The 18,783-nt window shown below is 56.9% G+C and carries 16 protein-coding genes; 4 read left to right on the forward strand and 12 right to left on the reverse strand.

Translation table 11 applies throughout. The features are described 5' to 3' along the window. The 12 genes from ASB58_RS15000 to ASB58_RS20450 all read right to left on the reverse strand — a co-directional run bounded on the left by ASB58_RS15000 (position 1) and on the right by ASB58_RS20450 (position 13,498). Complete coding sequence (locus ASB58_RS15000) at positions 1-984, reverse strand: WD40/YVTN/BNR-like repeat-containing protein (protein WP_118131434.1); 984 nt, start codon at positions 982-984, stop codon at positions 1-3. Then, positions 981-1,904 carry a hydroxymethylglutaryl-CoA lyase gene (locus tag ASB58_RS15005; RefSeq protein WP_118131435.1) on the reverse strand — a complete coding sequence of 308 codons (924 nt, stop codon included), beginning with the start codon at positions 1,902-1,904 and terminating at the stop codon, positions 981-983. Before ASB58_RS15005 ends, ASB58_RS15000 begins: the two co-directional genes overlap by 4 nt. A gap of 2 nt (positions 1,905-1,906) precedes the next feature. After that, positions 1,907-3,106: a CaiB/BaiF CoA transferase family protein gene (locus ASB58_RS15010; protein ID WP_118131436.1), complete on the reverse strand. Its 1,200-nt coding sequence runs from the start codon at positions 3,104-3,106 to the stop codon at positions 1,907-1,909. 280 nt (positions 3,107-3,386) lie between these two features. After that, entirely contained in the window at positions 3,387-3,776 is a 390-nt protein-coding gene (locus ASB58_RS15015; RefSeq protein WP_181977948.1) for a nuclear transport factor 2 family protein, read from the reverse strand. A gap of 11 nt (positions 3,777-3,787) precedes the next feature. After that, positions 3,788-4,546, reverse strand: coding sequence for an aspartate/glutamate racemase family protein (locus ASB58_RS15020; protein WP_118131438.1), 759 nt, complete (start codon positions 4,544-4,546; stop codon positions 3,788-3,790). 34 nt (positions 4,547-4,580) lie between these two features. Continuing rightward, positions 4,581-6,653: an oxidoreductase gene (locus ASB58_RS15025; protein WP_118131439.1), complete on the reverse strand. Its 2,073-nt coding sequence runs from the start codon at positions 6,651-6,653 to the stop codon at positions 4,581-4,583. A gap of 219 nt (positions 6,654-6,872) precedes the next feature. Then, positions 6,873-7,295 carry a DMT family transporter gene (locus tag ASB58_RS15030; RefSeq protein ID WP_147336844.1) on the reverse strand — a complete coding sequence of 141 codons (423 nt, stop codon included), beginning with the start codon at positions 7,293-7,295 and terminating at the stop codon, positions 6,873-6,875. A gap of 351 nt (positions 7,296-7,646) precedes the next feature. After that, a complete protein-coding gene (locus ASB58_RS15035; RefSeq protein ID WP_181977949.1) occupies positions 7,647-9,752 on the reverse strand; it encodes an oxidoreductase in 2,106 nt (701 codons plus the stop codon). Positions 9,753-10,184: 432 nt separating this feature from the next. After that, positions 10,185-10,931 carry an EamA family transporter gene (locus ASB58_RS15040; protein WP_118131442.1) on the reverse strand — a complete coding sequence of 249 codons (747 nt, stop codon included), beginning with the start codon at positions 10,929-10,931 and terminating at the stop codon, positions 10,185-10,187. A 10-nt stretch (positions 10,932-10,941) separates the two neighbouring features. Next, the gene (locus ASB58_RS15045; RefSeq protein WP_118131443.1) at positions 10,942-11,952 is read right to left on the reverse strand and encodes a zinc-dependent alcohol dehydrogenase family protein; all 1,011 of its coding nucleotides are present in this window, start codon (positions 11,950-11,952) and stop codon (positions 10,942-10,944) included. A gap of 47 nt (positions 11,953-11,999) precedes the next feature. Next, positions 12,000-12,413, reverse strand: a complete 414-nt coding sequence (locus ASB58_RS15050) for a RidA family protein (protein WP_118131444.1) — start codon at positions 12,411-12,413, stop codon at positions 12,000-12,002. Positions 12,414-13,075: 662 nt separating this feature from the next. Continuing rightward, a complete protein-coding gene (locus ASB58_RS20450) occupies positions 13,076-13,498 on the reverse strand; it encodes a tyrosine-type recombinase/integrase (protein WP_407920684.1) in 423 nt (140 codons plus the stop codon). A gap of 771 nt (positions 13,499-14,269) precedes the next feature. On the opposite strand from ASB58_RS20450, the gene ASB58_RS20455 reads away from it, so the two are divergent. The 4 genes from ASB58_RS20455 to kdpC are packed head-to-tail and all read left to right on the forward strand — an operon-like array spanning position 14,270 to position 18,765. After that, the gene (locus tag ASB58_RS20455) at positions 14,270-14,350 is read left to right on the forward strand and encodes a potassium-transporting ATPase subunit F (protein ID WP_088277195.1); all 81 of its coding nucleotides are present in this window, start codon (positions 14,270-14,272) and stop codon (positions 14,348-14,350) included. A gap of 12 nt (positions 14,351-14,362) precedes the next feature. Next, positions 14,363-16,090 (forward strand): potassium-transporting ATPase subunit KdpA, encoded by a 1,728-nt coding sequence (kdpA, locus tag ASB58_RS15065; protein WP_118131445.1) that lies wholly within the window; start codon positions 14,363-14,365, stop codon positions 16,088-16,090. A gap of 4 nt (positions 16,091-16,094) precedes the next feature. Further along, positions 16,095-18,116 (forward strand): potassium-transporting ATPase subunit KdpB, encoded by a 2,022-nt coding sequence (kdpB, locus tag ASB58_RS15070; RefSeq protein WP_118131446.1) that lies wholly within the window; start codon positions 16,095-16,097, stop codon positions 18,114-18,116. A 34-nt stretch (positions 18,117-18,150) separates the two neighbouring features. Next, complete coding sequence (kdpC, locus tag ASB58_RS15075) at positions 18,151-18,765, forward strand: potassium-transporting ATPase subunit KdpC (RefSeq protein ID WP_118131447.1); 615 nt, start codon at positions 18,151-18,153, stop codon at positions 18,763-18,765. Positions 18,766-18,783: the final 18 nt, after the last annotated feature.

Below are 18,783 nucleotides of genomic sequence, written 5' to 3' on the forward strand. Positions count from 1 at the left end.
CTATTCCCCCTCCGGCCAGGTGACCCAGCGATTATTGTTATCAACGAGACCCGGCCTCTTGCCCGCCAGGGCTATACCCGAGTCGACCGAAACCGCGCTCATGAAGAAACTCTTGCTCATTCCGCCGGGCTCGGTCTGCGTCCACTCGCCCGTCGCAGTCGGCGCGGCGAACACTTGCCCCTGATCGCCAACCGCTACCCAGCGGTCGCCATGACGGGTTACATCAAACAGATGTTCAGCGGTGAAGGGGGGCTGGCGATACCAGTTGGCTCCACCGTCCTCGCTGACATACACCTGCCCGCCGTTGCCAACGACCACAGCCTCCCCAGCGTGAAACTGGATGCTTCTGAGGGTTTCCTCGGAGAGGGAGATCCGGGACCAGTTATTGCCGTTATCCGCGCTGCGGAACAGATTTCCGTACTCGCCCGCCAGCCAAAGGGCGCCGTTTTCTGCACGGGCAATGTCATTGATGGTGAAGTCGTCACCGAGGCTGTAATCCTTCCAGGTCATGCCGTCTGCAGAGAGGCGGTAGACTGATCCAACCTCACCAACCACCCAGAACGCCCCGTCGAAGAACTGCACCTGATTGAGTTTGTTGGCGTAGTCGGGCAGCGGCAATACGTAGCTCTTCCAGCTCTGGCTGTTCACCGTCCCGACGAAGACCTTTCCCTGGTTGCCCACCACAACACGGACCCCCGCGGGGCTGACAGCCGTTGATTGCAGGTTCACTGCACCGGGCAGTTTCTGCCGCGCCCAGTTCTGACCGCCATCACCGGTTTCCAGCAAGACCCCGTCGCCGCCCACGAACCAGAGCGCGTTGTTGTTTGCGGCCGCACCGAAAAAACGATCACGTTTTTCCAGAAGCGGCTGGTCCAGGGCGCTGTCGTCAGCTTTGAGCTGAATGAACATCGCCGCGTAGGCGAGGCTGGCAATGAACATCCACGGACTGAGTCGAGCCAGCCAACGCAACAGGAACGAGGTCATGCCCCCCCCCCCTGCTCTTCGCTCTCCACTTGCCTGGCCAACCAGCGAAAGCTGTGACCGCCAAGCGTGATGCCGGTCAAGCGCTCTGCCGTGCGCACGACAGGCACCAGCCGTTGGGCGGCGAAGCCAATATCCATACCCATGCTTTCAAGCATCAGCGCCAGATCTTCGGTCGCCAGATTGCCGCTGGCGCCAGGTGAGAAGGGACAACCACCGAGACCACCAATGGAGCTGTCAAATTCACGAACCCCCTCATTCAGGGCCGCCAGCACATTGGCCAACGCCATACCTCGGGTATCGTGAAAATGACATGACAGACGTTCTGCGCTGATGCTGCCGACCAGGTCATGCATCAGACCGGTGACCTGCCGTGGATTGGCTGCGCCAATGGTGTCGGCAATGATGACCTTGCCGGCACCCGCTTCCATCATCCGGTCGCTCAGCGAACGCACGACGCTTTGCGAGGTTTCACCCTCGAAGGGGCAACTGAAAGCCACGGCAACATAGGCCTGGCCATTAATGCCGTCTTGCCGGCATCGCTGCATGATCTCCGCGCACACTGAAGTGGTCTGCTCGAGACTCATGCGGATGTTTTTCTGGTTCATGGTCTCGGTTGCCGAGAGCACCACATTGACTGTGCGTGCACCGGCGGCAACAGCCAGATCGTAGCCCCGCATATTCGGCACCAGGGCGGAGTACGCAACGTGCTCCGCAGCTGGAAGTAGGGCATAGAGCTCATTTGTGCCCGCCATTTGCGGCACGGCCTTTGGCGAGACAAAACTGCCAGCCTCGATAGCACTTATACCGGCATCCACCAGTGCGCCAATCAATTCTGCACGCTGCCCCACAGTCAGAGTCTTGCCCTGGCTCTGGAGTCCATCGCGAGGACCCACTTCATTGATCAGTACGTCGACACTCATGCTCAACCCCCTATGATCCTGTCAGCTTGCAATTCACTGATGCGCTGATCCGAGTAGCCCATGCGACTCAGGACTTCCCTGGTGTGCTGCCCCAGCAGGGGTGGGGGAGTAAAGCGGTCTTCGTTGTCGACCGAAAGCTTGATCGGATTACCCGGGGCGCGGACGGAGCCACCCTCGGGGTGCGGGATATCGACCACCATCTTGCGATGCAGAACCTGAGGATCAGAAAGGGCATCGGAGAACTTGTTCACCGGAGCACATGGCACCCGTACCCGATCCAATTGCTCCACCCAATGCGCAGTACCGCGCGTGGCCAGCACCGCGTTGAGTGTGTCTTCGATGAACGCCTGATTGGCCAGACGCCCAGGCTGCCCCTTGAAAACCGGATCACGCAGGGAGTCAACATCCAACAGCTCGACCAGGTTTTCCCAGAACGAATCAAAGATCACAGCGATAATCAGAAAACCATCTGCGGTGCGGAAGGTGTTATAGGGCACATGCACGAAATGCCCATTGCCGAGCGGGGTCGGATTCTCACCGCTGAGGAAATGCATGGTCGCCATGTAATTGAGCATGCTGATCTGGCAATCGAGCATGGAAATGTCGACATGCTGGCCATAGCCCTTTTTCTCCCTGGCCTGCAGCGCGGCCAGGATGCCCATGACAGCAAACATGCCGCCGCCTAGATCTCCGATTGGGATGCCAGCCCGATTGGGATGATCTTCATCCTGGCCGGTGATGGACATACCGCCACCGATGCCTTGCACTACCTGATCGAAGGCCGGACGCTGGAAGTTGGGACCGTCCTGACCGAAACCACTGACGGAGCAAGTGATGATTTTGGGATTGATCTTTGCAAGATGCTCAAAATCGATCTTGAGCTTGGCGGGAACGCCGGCACTGAAATTATCCAGTACCACATCTGCCTGGCGCACTAGGTCATAGAAGACCTCCAGCCCCTGTTCGGATTTCAGATCCAGGCACACACTGCGCTTATTACGGTTGAGGGTTAGAAAATAAGCCCCCATACCTTTGAACGAATTCCGTGGATCGCTGGCCAGAAGGCCCCGGGTTCCTTCTCCCTTGATCGGCTCGATCTTTATGGTGTCGGCACCTAGGTCCGCGAGGATCATCCCCGCGTAGGGGCCCGACAACATGTGGGTCAGGTCGAGGACCGTGACACCCTCTAATGGCTTGCTCATGGCATGGCTGCCTTATAGTTTGTTATGGAAAATTTTTTGTTACTTTCCTGATAGCAAACCGGGTGCCAAGTTAGACATGCCGCAAATCATTTTTTTATGATGTTGATTTTATTAAATATTCAATACAAACCCTGCTTTCAACTGCCCAGTTGAAACGCGGTAATTCTCGGCGGCGTTTCAATGTGAAAGGCTCTGAAAAATCAATTTGAAATACTCCGGCGAAAAAAAACCCGCGGCATATCGTCGCGGGCCAAATCACACAGGAGCATCACCTCAGGAGCTACTTCAAGACGTTGTCGCCACTCATGAACACGAACACGCGCTCGAACTTGCCATCGCGTACATACCAGAAATTGCAGTTGGACAGGCGTGTTTCATTGCCGGCCGGATCCTTCAGATACACGTTGAAGCGTGCGCAAACGGTTTGCGTCGCGTCATCTGCGGCCATTTCAAAATCACCGTGCCAGATTTCGTCGTAAGTACTGAACAGTCCTTCAAACATCTTACGCACACCCTCCACGCCCGGATGGGTCAGGTTGTCGGTCTGGATAGTGAACTGTACATCCGGATGAAAGCAGGCCAGCACCGCATCCATATTCTTGCAGTCGACATTGGCAAAATACTGCTTGGTCGCTAGGTCAATCAGTTGCTCTCGGTTCAACGTTGTCATTGTTTTCTCCATCACGCTTGGTTCAGTTGGTCGATAATATGGAATACCTCATCGCGAGGCGCCTGCGGTGCAGGATATGCTTTCTTGCTGTGACTCAACCCCAGTTGCAACAGCAGTTCGCAGAGCTTGTAACTGACCTGCCCGGGGTTGATGACGGGTACCGACAGCTTGCTGGCCAGGTAGGCATGGGATTGATGCATAGTAGTGGACCCAAGCACGATGACATCGGCACCGTCTTGCTCAATCGCCAGGGTTGCCTGTTGAAGCAACTTGGCGAAGACGACTTCCTCCTTGCCCGCAAGCAACTCTGCCAGGTCCGGCCGGGTCTTGATCGAACGCAGAGATGCTACCCGGGGCCATAGCTGGTATTCAGTGAGTGTTTTCTTGTACAGCGGAAACCATTCGTCCCACATGGTGATGATTGAGAACTTTTGCCCCAGCATGCAGGCAATATGGAAGCTCGACATACCCGGCGCGATGACCGGAATGGACAGACGCGAGCGCAGCGCATTGAGGCCCGAGTCACTCACGGTATCAATGCATACAGCATCGAAACCTTCCTGTTCGGCACGCAAGCCAGCCTCAGTGACGGAATAGTCCATCAGCAGGGTGTCGTAATAGCTGTCACCAAATGCTGCACCCGCCTTTACCGATTCGAACACCACCTCGTAGCCCGGCAGCACAAAACCATCGGGAATCTGTGCGGAGCGGTTTTCCACTCCAGCCTTGTCCATCGGGATCGGGACGATGATCTTTACTCTTTTACTCATGCTGCCTCCTGGCTTCAAATTAGTGTCATGTACCTCAGATCGCCACGGCGCGCCGGGGGTCAAACTGCTCAAGGGAGCCTGGCTCGACATAACGTGTCCAGTTGTCGAACATTTCACGACCGGCGAGGAATCCTTCAAAGATGGCGTGATCGGTTTGCCTGGGGGTGACGCAGTCGCCGACCCGCTCGACTCGCAAGCCTGCCGCTTTCAACTCGAAATACAGCGCCTCCAATGGCAGATGACGCACGGCCAGAATGACCGTATCAACCCCCTCAATACGCTCGGTATTTCCGCTATAGAGGTTGAACAGCTCGACACCAGCCTCATCAATCTGACCGATCCAACTGTTAAGGGTGTGCTGCATGCCTGCGGAAAACAGGTTGGCATAGACCACCGGCTGGTCGAGGGTATGGCCCAGTTTGTGAAACAGCGAATTCCAACGGGTTACCACATGCACCTTGTGGCCCTTTTCGCTTAGCAGCTCGGCAATACCGGCGGAATACCGATTGCCGTGCTCATCCAGGATCAGTACGTTATGGCCTACCTTTTCAGGCTCATTCAGCACATCGTCGATCACCAGCACATGGGGCAGATCAACACCCGGTATCGCCGCCTGCATGGGGTTGATGTCGCTATAACCGGTCTTATCAGGCACGGACCCGGTGGCGACAATCACCCCGTCGGGGTCCAAGGCCTTGACGGAATCCAGGGTGGCTTCGTGGTTAGTGCATACGGTTACCCCCAGCTTCATCAGCTGCACTTTCAGATCTTCGGTAATCCAGGCGAAGGAGTCACGGCGCGGCAACTGGATCAGCTGGTTTACCCGGCCCCCCAATTGCGTGTCTTTCTCCAGCAGGGTGACCTTGTGTCCGCGTCGCGCCAGCCCCTCTGCCGCCTTCATACCTCCGGGACCACCACCAACAACGACCCAGTGCGCGGGCTGCTCAGCTGGTTTAAGGGTCTCCGGGCCAAAGATCGCTTCGCGTCCAGTGGCCGGATTGATCTGGCAGGTCATTGAGGAACCGTGAAACAGTCGTGCAACGCAGCCCTGGTTGCAGCGAAGGCAGTGGTAGATTTCGTCTTCGCGGCCAGCCTCTGTCTTGCGGGCAAAATCCGGATCAGCGATCTGCGCCCGCGTCATTGCTACCATGTCAGCATCGCCGCGCTCCAGCAGCTCTTCACCGAGCTTGGCCGAGCCAACGCCAGAGACGGCAAAAACGGGAATCGACAGCGCTCTTTTCAAACGAGCGATGGGCGGCAACAGCCAGGCATCGGGTATATCGTAGGGTGGCATGATGTAGGTCGCTGACTGATAGGCACCCGCGGTGGTCATGACATAGTCGATCATGCCGGTGGCTTCGATGATCCTGGCAATCTCGATCCAGTCTTCGGTTTCAACACCGCCCGGAACCATCTCATCTACCGTCAGACGGATGCCCACCACCATATCAGGCCCGACCCGCTCTCTGACCGCACGAATTACCTCAAGCGGAAAGCGCATTCGGTTCTCGAGAGAACCCCCGTATTCATCCGTGCGTTTGTTGAATACCGGAGAAAGGAACTGGTGCAATAGGTAACTGTGCGCCAGATGTACTTCAACACCGTCAAACCCTGCCTCCTGGGTGTACTGCGCGGAGAGCGCCCAGCCATGGACGACTTCGTCCATATCACTGCGCTCCATGGCTTTGGCCATCTCGCCAAAAACGGGAGATTTGATATTGGATGAGGACCAGAGCACCCGGTAGTCATCCATCGCATGGGTTTCGCCCATGACGCCGAAGTGGTTGAGCTGGGCAAAGATTTTCGCGCCGTGTTTATGTACGGCATCGGTCAGCGCACGGTCACGCTCAACCATTTCGTCACGGTAACCATAGGGATAACCGCGGCAGAAGGTGTTTGATGTCGGATGCACGAGCCGATTACCGGTGATCATCAGCCCAATCCCACCCTTCGCCCGAGCGACGTGATAATGAATATCCCGTTCGGTAGTTATGCCATCGCGAGTATTGAACGCCATGGCGTGGGCGGACTGCATGATGCGGTTGCGGATGGTGACATTACGCAGGGTAATCGGTGTGAATAACTTGGGGTAACGTGCGTGTGTCATGATATGACCTTCTTGTCCTGACTATTGTTATTTTTCCCCGAGAATGGGTCGCTCGCAGGGTGTGAAAGCAATACCTGGAGACAAAGCAAGACATGGGCCAATCGACAATCAGCGCGACATTAATTTTTAACCTGCTGTTTTTGCTTTATATAATCGTCTCTGCGCAGACGCGTTCTCATCATCAGCAAAGGTTTGATATAACAACCTGAAATCCAGATTTCATTTTGAAAAGGCCGCACGTCTTCCTGTCTGGCTAAGAACAATCCCGACAAAAACCAGCAGCGCACCCAGCAACTGCCAGAACGTCAGAGTCTGCTCCGGCCAGGCATATCCCAGGATCAGCGCAGACAGGGGAGTAACGTACCGAGCACAGCGAGATAGAGGTACCCGCCCAGATGTCCCATGTGCCGGTCCGGTAGGGGCAGCTCCAGCCAGAGCATGAACGGCGACAAAATCAGCCCCCAGCAGCAACTGCCAGCCGGTGAAGGCAAACAGCGGCATATCCAACTGCCAGCGTCGGATCAGCAGCGTGCCCAGCGCCATGCTGCACGCGGCCAGCGTTGCCACCAGAATTCCGAGAATGTCCCACTTAAGCCGAGTGGGTGAAATCAGCGCCAGTGCCACTCCAGCAAAACCCAGCATCGCGGCCACCATCACCCTGGGCGAGGTGCGCTGGCGAAACAGGGCGAAGCCCAGCGCAACCACTATAAGCGGTTAGCAGCGCAGCCAAACCACCAGGCAGACGATAGGCACTGACGAACAGCGGCCAATGCAGGAGCGACATACGTAGCAGGCTAAGCGCTGTCAGTTTCAGCCATTGATTCGAACGCGGCCAGTGCCGGCTGAATAACACCAGCACTAGGCCCACGGGCAGAATCCGCATCACGGCCGCGGTCAACGGCCGGTCTGCGGGAAGGAACTCCGAAGTCACTAGATAGGTACTGCCCCAGATTGCCGGGGGCAGCGCCGCCATCAGCAGCGAGGAAACTCGACTCACAACAAAGCCTGACGCCAGCTGCCGTCAAATCCCTCGAGGGCGCCCTGTTCGATAAAGCGGTCGGGAGAATCGAGCATCTCACGGCCCACCAGCATTCCTTCGTAAATCACATCCTGCAAGGGACGAGGCAGCTGTGCATCACCGATGCAGTAGAGCCGGTCTACACGACCGTCCAGGGCGGTGTATAGATCGTTGACTGGCGTATGCCCGCACGCCATGACAAAGGTATCGGCGTCCAGCACCTGACTGTCGGTATCAGTAAACAGATTCATCAGTTGCGCGCTGTTACCGTCTATGTGCCGCACCCAACTGTTGATGGTGTATTCCAATCCCTTGCGGAATACGTGCTGGTAGTTCACTGGCAAATCCAAGGTCAAAGCCAGGTTTGGCGAAAGCGAGATAAAGCGGCTGACCAGATGTACCTGATGCCCCCGATCCAGCAGGAATTCCGCGGTGCCCAAGGCATAGCGACCGCCGTCCTCATCAAACAGCACCACGCGCTTGCCAACTTGCTTGGGGTTATCGAGCACCTCAATGACGCTCAGCACATTGGCCTGTTCAGTACCCGGCACTCGGTCAATGGCAGGTCGGGTCGAGGTAAAGCCGGTCTTCAACGGCTGCGAGCCGGTCGCCACGACCACTGCCTCCGCGCCGAAGGCAGCAATCTGCTCGGCATCCCAACGCGTATTCAGGCGGATATCCACGCCCGCCTTGCGTAATTGCCGCTCCATGTCCCTGGGGATAAAGCCAAACTTGTGGCGGCGTGGCAGACGCGCGGCATAGTTGAGTTGCCCGCCCAACTGCGCTCCGGCCTCAAGCAGCGTGACCTGGTGACCACGTTGCTGCAATACCAGCGCGGCCTGCATGCCTGCCGGGCCACCGCCGACGACCAACCAGGGTCGCCCTGTGGTAGCCGGTATCAGGGTATGACTGCCAAAACGCTGCTCGCGCCCGGCCGCCGGATTGACCACACAGGAAATGGCGTTGCCGACCATCAGACGGGCAATACAGGCCTGATTGCAGCGAATGCAGTGATTGATTTCATCCTCGCGTCCTTCGCGCAGCTTGTTGGCAAAGTGCGGATCGGCAATCTGTGTGCGGGTCATGGCCACCATGTCGGTGGCCCCCGAGGCAACCAAGGCCTCGGCCTTATCCGCATCGACGATATGACCAACGATAAACATCGGGATATCGCGAACCTCGCGAATTGCTTTGCGCATTCTTGCGCCATCGGCGACCAGCCAGTTTTCCGCATAGTCACCGGGTGGAATCTGATCGGCATGGGCGGCGTAGGTGCCGGCGGTGGCGCTGACATAATCAACCAGGCCGGTCGCGACCATGCGCTTGGTCATCTCGATCGCATCATCGGCATGCATGCCATCGACCGTACATTCATCCATCGACACGCGAATACCGATAACAAAATCCGGACCCACCGCCGCTCGCACGCGCTCCAGGGTTTCGATCGGAAAACGAACGATATTGTCCAGACTGCCACCGTACTCGTCGGTACGCTTGTTGTAGACAAAGGACAGGAACTGCTGATGCAGATAACCGTGGGAATAGTGCAGCTCCACGCCATCAAACCCGGCTGCCTTGGAGCTGATGGCAGTCTGTGCAAAGGCATCGGATACCTCGTCCATTTCCGCCTTGGTCATCTCCCTGGCCCACTCGTTGTAAGCCGGGGACTTCATCGTCGAAGGCCCCCAGAGCAGCCGGTAATCATCCTGTGAGCCGCTACGGCCTTGCGGACCAAAGTGAATCAACTGCGCAATAATCCTGCCACCGAAGGCGTGGACCGCAGAGACCATCTCCGCATCTCGCTCAATTATCTCCGGTCGGTTACCGCGGGCCAGCGTGCGGCTTGGGCCGGTTGAGTTGGGGTGCACATGACGTGCCCCCGTGACGATAAGCCCGATACCACCCTTGGCGCGCTCGGCATGGTAGAAGATATCGCGATTATTGGTTAGGCCGTCAGAGGCATGAAAGCCTTTGGCATGCGCAGTTTGCATCAGACGGTTGCGGACAACCACGTTGCCAATCTTGAGGGAACTGAACAGGTGTGGGTAGCGCGTGGAATCAATGTTGTTCTCGGAACTCATGGATCGGTCCTTATTTTGTTGTACTGTCATTAGGCCGTGACGTCATGCAGCAGCAGGAAGCAGAGGCCTGCTCGGCCTGGCTCAGCTGCACACGCCGAGTCATACCTTCAGCAACAATTACGCCAGCCGTCACTTTGTTTTTATTTCTGTTTTTTATCAGACAGTTAAGCGGGGTGTAGCGAAGGAGGAGGTAAATTCGAGATGCAGGATGAAACGCTTTTCTTTCAAATTGAAGAGCGGGAGAAGGACTACAACCGGCCGTACGGCGATCCCTTCACTCGGCCTAGCCAGTCAACAGGATAACCACGCTCGCTAGGATCAAGCTGCAGCCGAGCCATTCGTTCCAGCGTATGCATTCGCCAAACAGCCACCATGTCAACATCAAGGTAAAGAGAAACTCTACCTGGCCAAGCGTTCTCACCAGTGCGGGTTCTACAGACTCATGGCGGTAAACCAGCCGATCGAACCTACCGCACTGTATAACCCTACGAACAGGCTCCATGGCCAGTCGCGAACCACCGCCGCAATTGAGCCGCGCTCGAACAACGCAAGCCACAGAGCAATAACCGTTAACTGGATACAGACCATCACGGTGAGAACAAATGCAGCCGATAGCGGAGGCGCCAACCCCGTCAGGTTGCTGGATTGATAAACTGCCAGGGCGGAGACAGCAAAACTTAACCCGCAGAGTAGCCCCAATCCGGTCACCGGCGTCATACAGGACGACCAACTCAATCCCTGGGCCGGTAATATCAGAAAAAAGATGCCTGCCACCCCGACGGCGATCGCTATCCAGCCAGCTGTACTTAGGGGAATGGACAGAAATAACGCGCCCAGGACCGCAGTCTGGAGCGCCTCCGTTTTGCTGAAGATGGACCCGACTGCAAAATTGCGTTGGGTGAAAACTTTTACCAGCGCCCAGGTGCCTAGTACCTGGGTGAGACCGCCCACCAGAATCCAACCCCATGCGGCACCCTTCAGATCGCGGACATGGGCCGTACCTCCGCCTAACCAGATCACGTAGATCAATACCCAGGGCAGCCCAGACAGGTACCTGAGGTATGTTGCCGCCATAGCCGTCATGCGGGATGAAAGATGCTTCTGGGCAGCCGTTCGGGCTGATTGCATTATTGCTGCCAGCAGGGTGAAGAGGACCCAGGTCCAGGCCCAGCGCTCCATCAGCCGACCATCATGAATCGAGCCTCAACACCACCTTGCCCATATGACTGCCCGATGCCAGATAATCGAAGGCTTCACCGAGGTTATCAACAGAAAAGATCCGGTCTATGACAGGTATCAGCTGCACTGCTTGAATCGCGCCGCACAGGGCTTCAAGAGAACTGCATGGGCCTACCGCTATACCCCGGACCCTGGAGTGACTCTGCAGAATGAGCAGAGGGCTGACCTCACCACACTTGCCACCCAGATAACCTATGATGTTGACCTGCCCACCCAGCCTTAGGGCCTTGAAAGATTGCACCAGAGTGTTGGGGCCGCCTACCTCCACCACATGGTCAATCCCTCCCGTACGCAACTGCACCTCGGCGCCCCAATCGGGACATTCGAGATAGTTCAGGGTGATATCTGCACCCAGTTCCCGAGCGCGCGCGAGCTTGTCTTCACTTGAAGAGAGCAGTACAACACTGGCGCCGTGCAACTTTGCAAACTGAAGGGCAAACAGCGAGACGCCGCCGGTACCCTGAACCAAGACCCAATCGCCAGCCTTAACATGACCTTCAACTACCAACGCCTGCCAGGCTGTAACCGCCGCGCACGGCAAGCAGGCCGCCTGTTCGTAAGACAAATGTGATGGACATAGCACTAAACCGTTCGCGGGCAAACTCACAAACTCGCTAAGCATTCCGTCGAGGGGCCCTCCCATGCTCCTGGGCGCTATCGCGTTCTTGAGGTCTCCCGCTAGCCAGCCTTGCCAAAAACTACCAATTACTCTGTCTCCCGGCTGCCACCGGTCCACTCCTTCACCTACTTCAACCACCTCTCCCGCGCCATCGGAGAGGGGCACCATTCCAGAAGAAAATACTTCATGGTATTGACCGTTGATGACTTCCCAGTCTCGGTAATTCAGGGATACCGCCTTCACTTTAACTAATACTTCACCAACTGCAGGACGCGGTACTGTCGTTTTCTCACGCTTCAATTGGCTTACTCCAGGCTTTTCCCCCAGGGTAACTTTCCACATGTATATTCTCTCCCCGCTAGCCGACCGGCAGACGGCTCAGCAATGAATCAGTTCAGTTTGCTTTTACCCGCGCCGCGCACGGCAACAGCTTCAATTTCAAAAAGGAGTTCGGGCATCGCTAATGCACGAACCTCCACAATAGAATCTGCGGGATAAGGCGGGTTGAAATAGGTGCGCCGTAGCGCCACCACCTCGCCGAAGTAACACATGTCAGTCAGGAAGATGGTTACCTTGACCACATCATCCAGACTGGACTCGGCTGCTTCGAGCACTTCCCGCAGGTTGCAAAAGCTGGCATGAGCCTGAGCGACAAAATCAGTGCTACCGATAATCTCCCCTCTGTCGTCAATAGCCGCCTGCCCAGAAACGAAGATCCAGGGTTCAACAATAATCGCCTGTGAAAGCGCAAATTGCTCGAATGGGTCCACCGCTGTTTTTACGCCTCGAATACGATTTTTCATCAGCAACTCCTTCCGGGATGACTAATGAATTCGCAAGTTTTGAGCCAACGATGAAATTTTTTAAATAATTCACTAAGTAGTGATAATTAAAGCTTTTCAATACAGGCCAAAAAAAATGAAGCGGCATTCATATTCTCAAAATGAAATCAAGTGATTCATTCTGAAAAACGGTGACAGGTGTTCTTTCAACCGCTGAAGCGGCCCAGTTTCCGAAGGTTAAACCAGTAAGAAGATTAGCCCCCATACACTCGCAGCCGCCCTTAGCCTATGCTTGGACTACCCTCAGACATTCTTTTGCTTCATGACGAAGTGAACTGCCCCAGATTTCTTAGACACTTTCCAGCCGATTCAACTCCTCAAATGGGATTTGAACCCACCCTCCGCTTACCGCCGTCATGAGACAAACTCTTGGTTAAATCACTCTTTACAGCCTGTCAATAACCCATAAGATTCGCAGTGTCTTTGTGAAATCCACCACATCCAAATTTCATGCAAAATATCGCTGGAAGCTCCGGAATAGAGCCATTAAGTGCCAATAAGCCCCCAGCCCAACCAAACAAGCCATTGAAAACGTTGAAGCTTTTAGGGATTTTTCTTTTCCAGTGTCGAAAAAGTGTCGAAAACGGGCTGCTACGTGTTTTTGCCACCTGATCGATCAGGCATCAGCTGTTCAGCTCTAGCCTCAACACGCGTCTGAGACTCTGGTGACATTTGCTTTCGAAGGTCGCTGAATTTCTTTTTCGAAGTAGATAAAGGGCTGTAGCGAACAGCGTCGCACGGTACTCCGGCGCAAGATGCGCATAACGCACCGTAACGACGACAGTCGAATGCCCTAGGATTTTTTGCAGTGTCAGGATATTCCCGCCGTTCTGCATGAAGTGACTAGCCAAGGTATGCCGCAGGACGTGTGCGGCCTGCCCTTTCGGTAGCTTGATCGTGGTTCTAGCCAGTGCTCGCCGGAATGAGGTAATGGCCGGGGTAAAAGGACCGTGCTGACGCCAGTGCTTAAGCAGCAGTGTTTGCAGGTCGGCAGAGATCGGGACAGAGCTGACCTTCCCGATTTTGGTACCGCTGAAGGTAATCACGCCGTTTCTTACCGAGGCAGGGCCTGACCTTTCGGCCTCAGACCAACGTGCACCAGTGGACAGGCAGACCATCACTATCGGCTCAACGTGCGGGTTATCGCAGCCTTACCGTATGGCGTCCATCAGCTCGGCTATCTGGTCGTCAATTCAGCCAGCCGACGACGGTCGGCGGCTTCGGTGACCAATCGGTGCTTGCTGGACCAACTTGGCTCGGCAAGCCGCCTCAAAGCGAAGGGCCTCAGCCTTGGTTTTGCGTGTCTTGCGTAAGCCTTTCGCTTCAGCGGGTTCAACGTCCGCTTTCCAACGGCCAGCAGCTTGCCTGGCAATCGCCATCAGGCCGCCCTGCCCCCCTCTAACCTGGCATTGCTGAGCAGGTCACGGATATGGTGAGAGATCGCCCGTTTGCCCATATCACTTGCCGCAGAGCGGCCAGGAGCCACAGGCCAGAATGCCCATTCCAGCTCTGGCAGAACAAAAGCTGTGCATATCCACTGCCCCGCCGGTACTGAGCCAAGTGGAGGCCATGGCGGACTGCTGAATATGGGCATTGTGGTAGGCACGCTTGATACAGCAAACGCCTTGAACCGGGTATCAGGAAAGCACCGTATACCTGCCTAAGGGAGCCGTTACCGAACAGCTCAAAGCAAACTCGTTAGCCGGCACTCCAATAAAACATACAAAAAATTTACGCCCTGCGACTTCCTCAATCTAGAGCCTTTACCCCTCCCATTCCTACGCTGACTGCACGACCTAACCGTGGAGTAGTTCGCTATGAGTACCGTGCTGTTGCTGGTGTCACTGGCACTGATTATCTACCTGGGAGCCGTCATGCTCGCACCGGAGAAGTTCTAGGGAGGGGTAGCCATGTTTGAAGTTGCGTTAATTTTCGTCCTTGCCTTGGGGCTAGCCTGGCCATTGGGACGCTATATGGCTGGGGTCTTCTCTTGCCAGCCGCATGTCAGCGACCGGCTGTTTGGCCCGCTTGAGCGCATCACTTACCGACTCATCGGGGTGAACCCGCTGCAGGGCATGACCTGGCAGACCTATGTTTGGGCTTTGCTGTTGTGCAACCTGGTGCTGGGGGGAGTCGCTTATCTCATCCTGCTGCTCCAGCATCTGTTGCCGATGAACCCCGACAATATCGGCCCTCTGTCGTGGGACCTGGCGCTGCATACAGCGGTGTCCTTCCTCACCAATACCAATCAGCAACATTACTCGGGGCAGGCTCAGTTGAGCTATTTGTCACAAGGCTTCCTTATTGTGACCCTCCAGGTGGTAACGCCAATGACCGGCCTGGCCGCCTGCGTGGCGATATTGCGGGGTATGTTTGGCGGTCGCAACGCAGACAGGGCCAAAGAAGGCGAGCCACGTGACCTCGGCAACTTCTATGTTGACCTTGTAGGTGGCGTGCTGCGGGTGGCGCTACCCGTGGCACTGGTGACGTCATTGCTGCTGACCTGGCAGGGCGTACCGAGCACCTATCAAGGCGCTCAGGTGGCGCAACCACTGGATACGGCGGCCGAGATGCGCGAGCAGGTCATTCCTGTGGGCCCGGTGGCGCCCATGGTGGCGATCAAGCAGCTTGGCACTAACGGTGGCGGCTGGTACGGCCCCAACAGCAGCAATCCGCTGGAAAACCCAACGCCGGTTAGCAACGCCATCGAGACCGTCGCTCTTGTTCTCATCCCGATGTCGATTGTTTTTATGGCGGGCTTTCTGCTGCGTCGCCGCCGCTTTGCAGTGATGTCGCTGGCGGTGATGGGCGTGATGAGCGTTGCCCTTATTGCGGCGACGGTCTACAGCGAAATGCAACCCAATGCAGCATTTGCCGGCCTGAGTGCCGATGGCTCCAACATGGAGGGTAAAGAGCTGCGATTTGGCCCTGAACTGTCCGCGCTGTGGGGCACCTTCACCACGCAAACGTCGAATGGCTCTGTCAACGCCATGCACGACTCTTTCAACCCTCTCGGTGGCCTGGTGACCCGCGCGGGAATGCTCATCAACGCCATCTGGGGCGGCGTGGGCGTCGGTTTCATAAACTTCATCGTGTACGTCTGGATCGCAGTCTTCCTGTCGGGCTTGATGATTGGCCGCACCCCCGAGATTTTTGGCCGCAAGATCGAAACCCGAGAAATTACCGCGCTGGGCGCGTTAATAGTGCTACCGACCTTTGTGATCCTGGGCCTCACTGCCATTACCGTGGGTGTGCCGGGGCTGGCGCAAAACAGCAACCCGGGCTTCCACGGTATTTCCCAGGTGTTCTATGAATACACCTCAGCCTTTGCCAACAACGGCTCCGGTTTCGAGGGACTGGGAGACGACACACCCTGGTGGAACCTGACCTGCGTGCTGGCATTGCTGCTCGGCCGCTACCTTCCCATGGTCCTGCCTTTAATGGTTGCCGGCTGGCTTGCCAGCAAGCGTGTGACGCCTGCATCCAATAGCACCCTGCGGCTCGAAAGCGTCACCTTTGGCGCCACTCTGATTGCGGTGATTCTAATCCTCAACTTCCTTTCGTTCCTGCCTTCGGCAGTCCTGGGGCCTATTGGTGAAGGCCTTGAGTTGTCCTCCCCGCTTGTGAGTCAGGAGTAAGGTTATGCAAAAACAATCTCCCAACCTGTTGGACAAGACGGTCCTGCGTGCTGCAGCGTGGCTGGCCTTCAAGAAGCTGACGCCAAAAGCAGCAGCAACCAACCCGGTGATGTTTGTTGTGCTGATAGGCACCGTCATCACTGCCTTTTTCACCGTCCAGCGCCTATTTGCCGGCCAGCCCTTCGGGTTTGAATTGGCAACCACCCTGTTGTTGCTGTTCACCGTGTGGTTCGCCAACTTTGCCGAATCGGTCGCTGAAGCACGCGGGCGTGGACAGGCGGATAGCTTGCGCTCAGCCAAACGCGCGCTCAAAGCCCGGCGCATCAAGAACGGGAATGAACAGAACGTCGATGCGGATCTGCTGCGTAAGGGTGATCGGGTGCGCGTCGTTCAGGGCGAGTACGTACCCGCCGATGGCGAAATAGTGAAAGGCGTGGCCACCATCAACGAGTCGGCAGTCACCGGTGAGTCGGCGGCTGTACTCCGGGAAGCCGGTGGCGACCATTGTGGCGTGATTGGTGGCACCAAGGTGTTGACCGGTGAGTTCGAGTTTGAGGTGACTGCCGACCCCGGCCACAGCTTCCTGGACCGCATGATTGGTTTGGTCGAAGGCGCTCAGCGTCAGAAAACGCCGAATGAAATGGCTTTGACCGTGCTGCTCGCGGCGCTGACCATGGTCTTTATTCTGGTTGTTGTCACCCTGCCGCCGATGGCTCATTTCATGGGCGTGAGCCTGGACTACACCATGCTGATCGCCCTGCTGGTGTGCCTGATACCCACAACCATTGGTGGGCTCTTGCCCGCCATCGGGATTGCCGGCATGAACCGGGCACTGGCGGCGAATGTGGTGGCCAAGTCCGGCAAAGCCGTGGAAGTCGCGGGGGATGTCGATACATTGCTGCTCGACAAGACCGGCACTATCACCTTCGGTGATCGCCAGGCCACCCGGTTTATGTCGGCAGGCAATGCGCCTGCGGTGGAACTGGTCAACGCCGCCGTGTTGACGTCTTATGAAGACCCGACGCCGGAAGGCAAGTCTGTCCTGGAGCTGGCGGAACGTGAGGGGTATCGGGTACCCGAGCGCCCGGTCAGCGCAGACTACATCCCCTTTTCCGCAGAGACCCGTTTATCGGGCATTACCCTGGCCGACGGGACCACCTTCGTCAAAGGGGCCAGCGACGCGATCACGACCTGGGCTGACGCCCGCGACATTCGCATCCCAGACGATCTGAAAACCCTTGTCAAAGAGGTCGCGCAGAGCGGAGGCACACCGCTGGTCGTCGCCACCGATGCACAGATTCTCGGTGTGATCGCCCTCACCGATGTGATCAAGCCGGGGGTTGCAGAGCGCTTTGCGCGCCTGCGAGCGCTTGGCGTTCGTACCGTCATGGTCACCGGCGACAACCCCGTCACTGCCGGTGTCATCGCGGCGGAAGCCGGTGTGGATGACTTTGTTGCCGAGGCCAAACCCGAAGACAAGCTCAACCTGATCCGCGCCGAGCAGGCCAAGGGGCGTCTGGTGGCGATGGTCGGTGACGGCACCAACGATGCCCCGGCGCTGGCTCAGGCGGATGTGGGGCTGGCCATGAACTCCGGTACCCAAGCCGCGCGCGAAGCAGGAAACATGGTGGACCTGGATTCCGACCCGGCCAAGCTGCTGGCGGTGGTGGAAGTGGGCAAGCAGCTGTTGATAACCCGAGGCGCGCTGACCACCTTCTCGCTGGCCAATGATGTCGCCAAGTATTTCGCCATCATCCCGGCGGTGTTTGCGGGTGCGCTGCCAGCCATTGCCGCGCTGGATTTCATGGGGCTGCACAGCCCGGTCAGCGCCGTGCTGGCCGCCTTGATCTTTAACGCGCTCATTATCCCGGCGCTGATTCCGCTGGCTCTGCGCGGCGTGAAGCTACGCCCCATGACGGCGGAAAAGCTGCTGCGCAACAACATGCTTGTCTATGGTTTGGGCGGTGTCGCGCTGCCCTTCGTGGCGATCAAGGTAATCGATGTTCTGCTGAGCCTCGTGCTTTAACTGTTTGAGCTGACCCTGAGTTGAGGAATACTCCATGACGACTGATTTGTTCCGTACCCCATCGATATCGAGCCAGCTACTGACGGCGCTGCGTGCCGCCGTACTCTTCCTGGTGCTGTGCGGTCTTGGCTACACCGGCGTTGCCACCGTTCTGGGCGGCTTGCTCTTTCCCCACCAGGCAACGGGTAGTTTGATCGAGCGTAACGGCCAGATTGTTGGCTCTCGCCTTGTCGGCCAGGCGTTTGCAGGCGAGGCGTATTTTTATGGCCGTCCCAGCGCGGCCAACTACGACCCAACCGCGACGGGGGGCAGTAATCTGGCACCCAGCAACCCCGCGTTGCGAGAGCGGGCGATGGGCGACAGTGCGCGGATTCAAGCCAAAGAAGGCGTCAATGCCGATAACATCCCGGTGGAACTGCTGGCCGCGTCGGGCGCAGGCCTGGACCCCGATATTTCCCCAGCGGCGGCACGTCTTCAGGCTCCCCGTGTAGCCGCCGCGCGAGGCCTGCCAGAACAAACCGTCCTGGCTGCCATTGAGCAGCAGGTTCAAGGGCCGCAATGGGGCCTGTTTGGGCAGACACGGGTGAATGTTCTATTGCTGAACCTGGCGCTTGACGACCTCGCGGATAATGCAAAAGATCACCAATAAGGGTTAAAAACACAGCAA

Source organism: Pseudomonas abyssi (genome assembly GCF_003444685.1).
Taxonomy (GTDB): Bacteria; Pseudomonadota; Gammaproteobacteria; order Pseudomonadales; family Pseudomonadaceae; genus Halopseudomonas; species Halopseudomonas abyssi.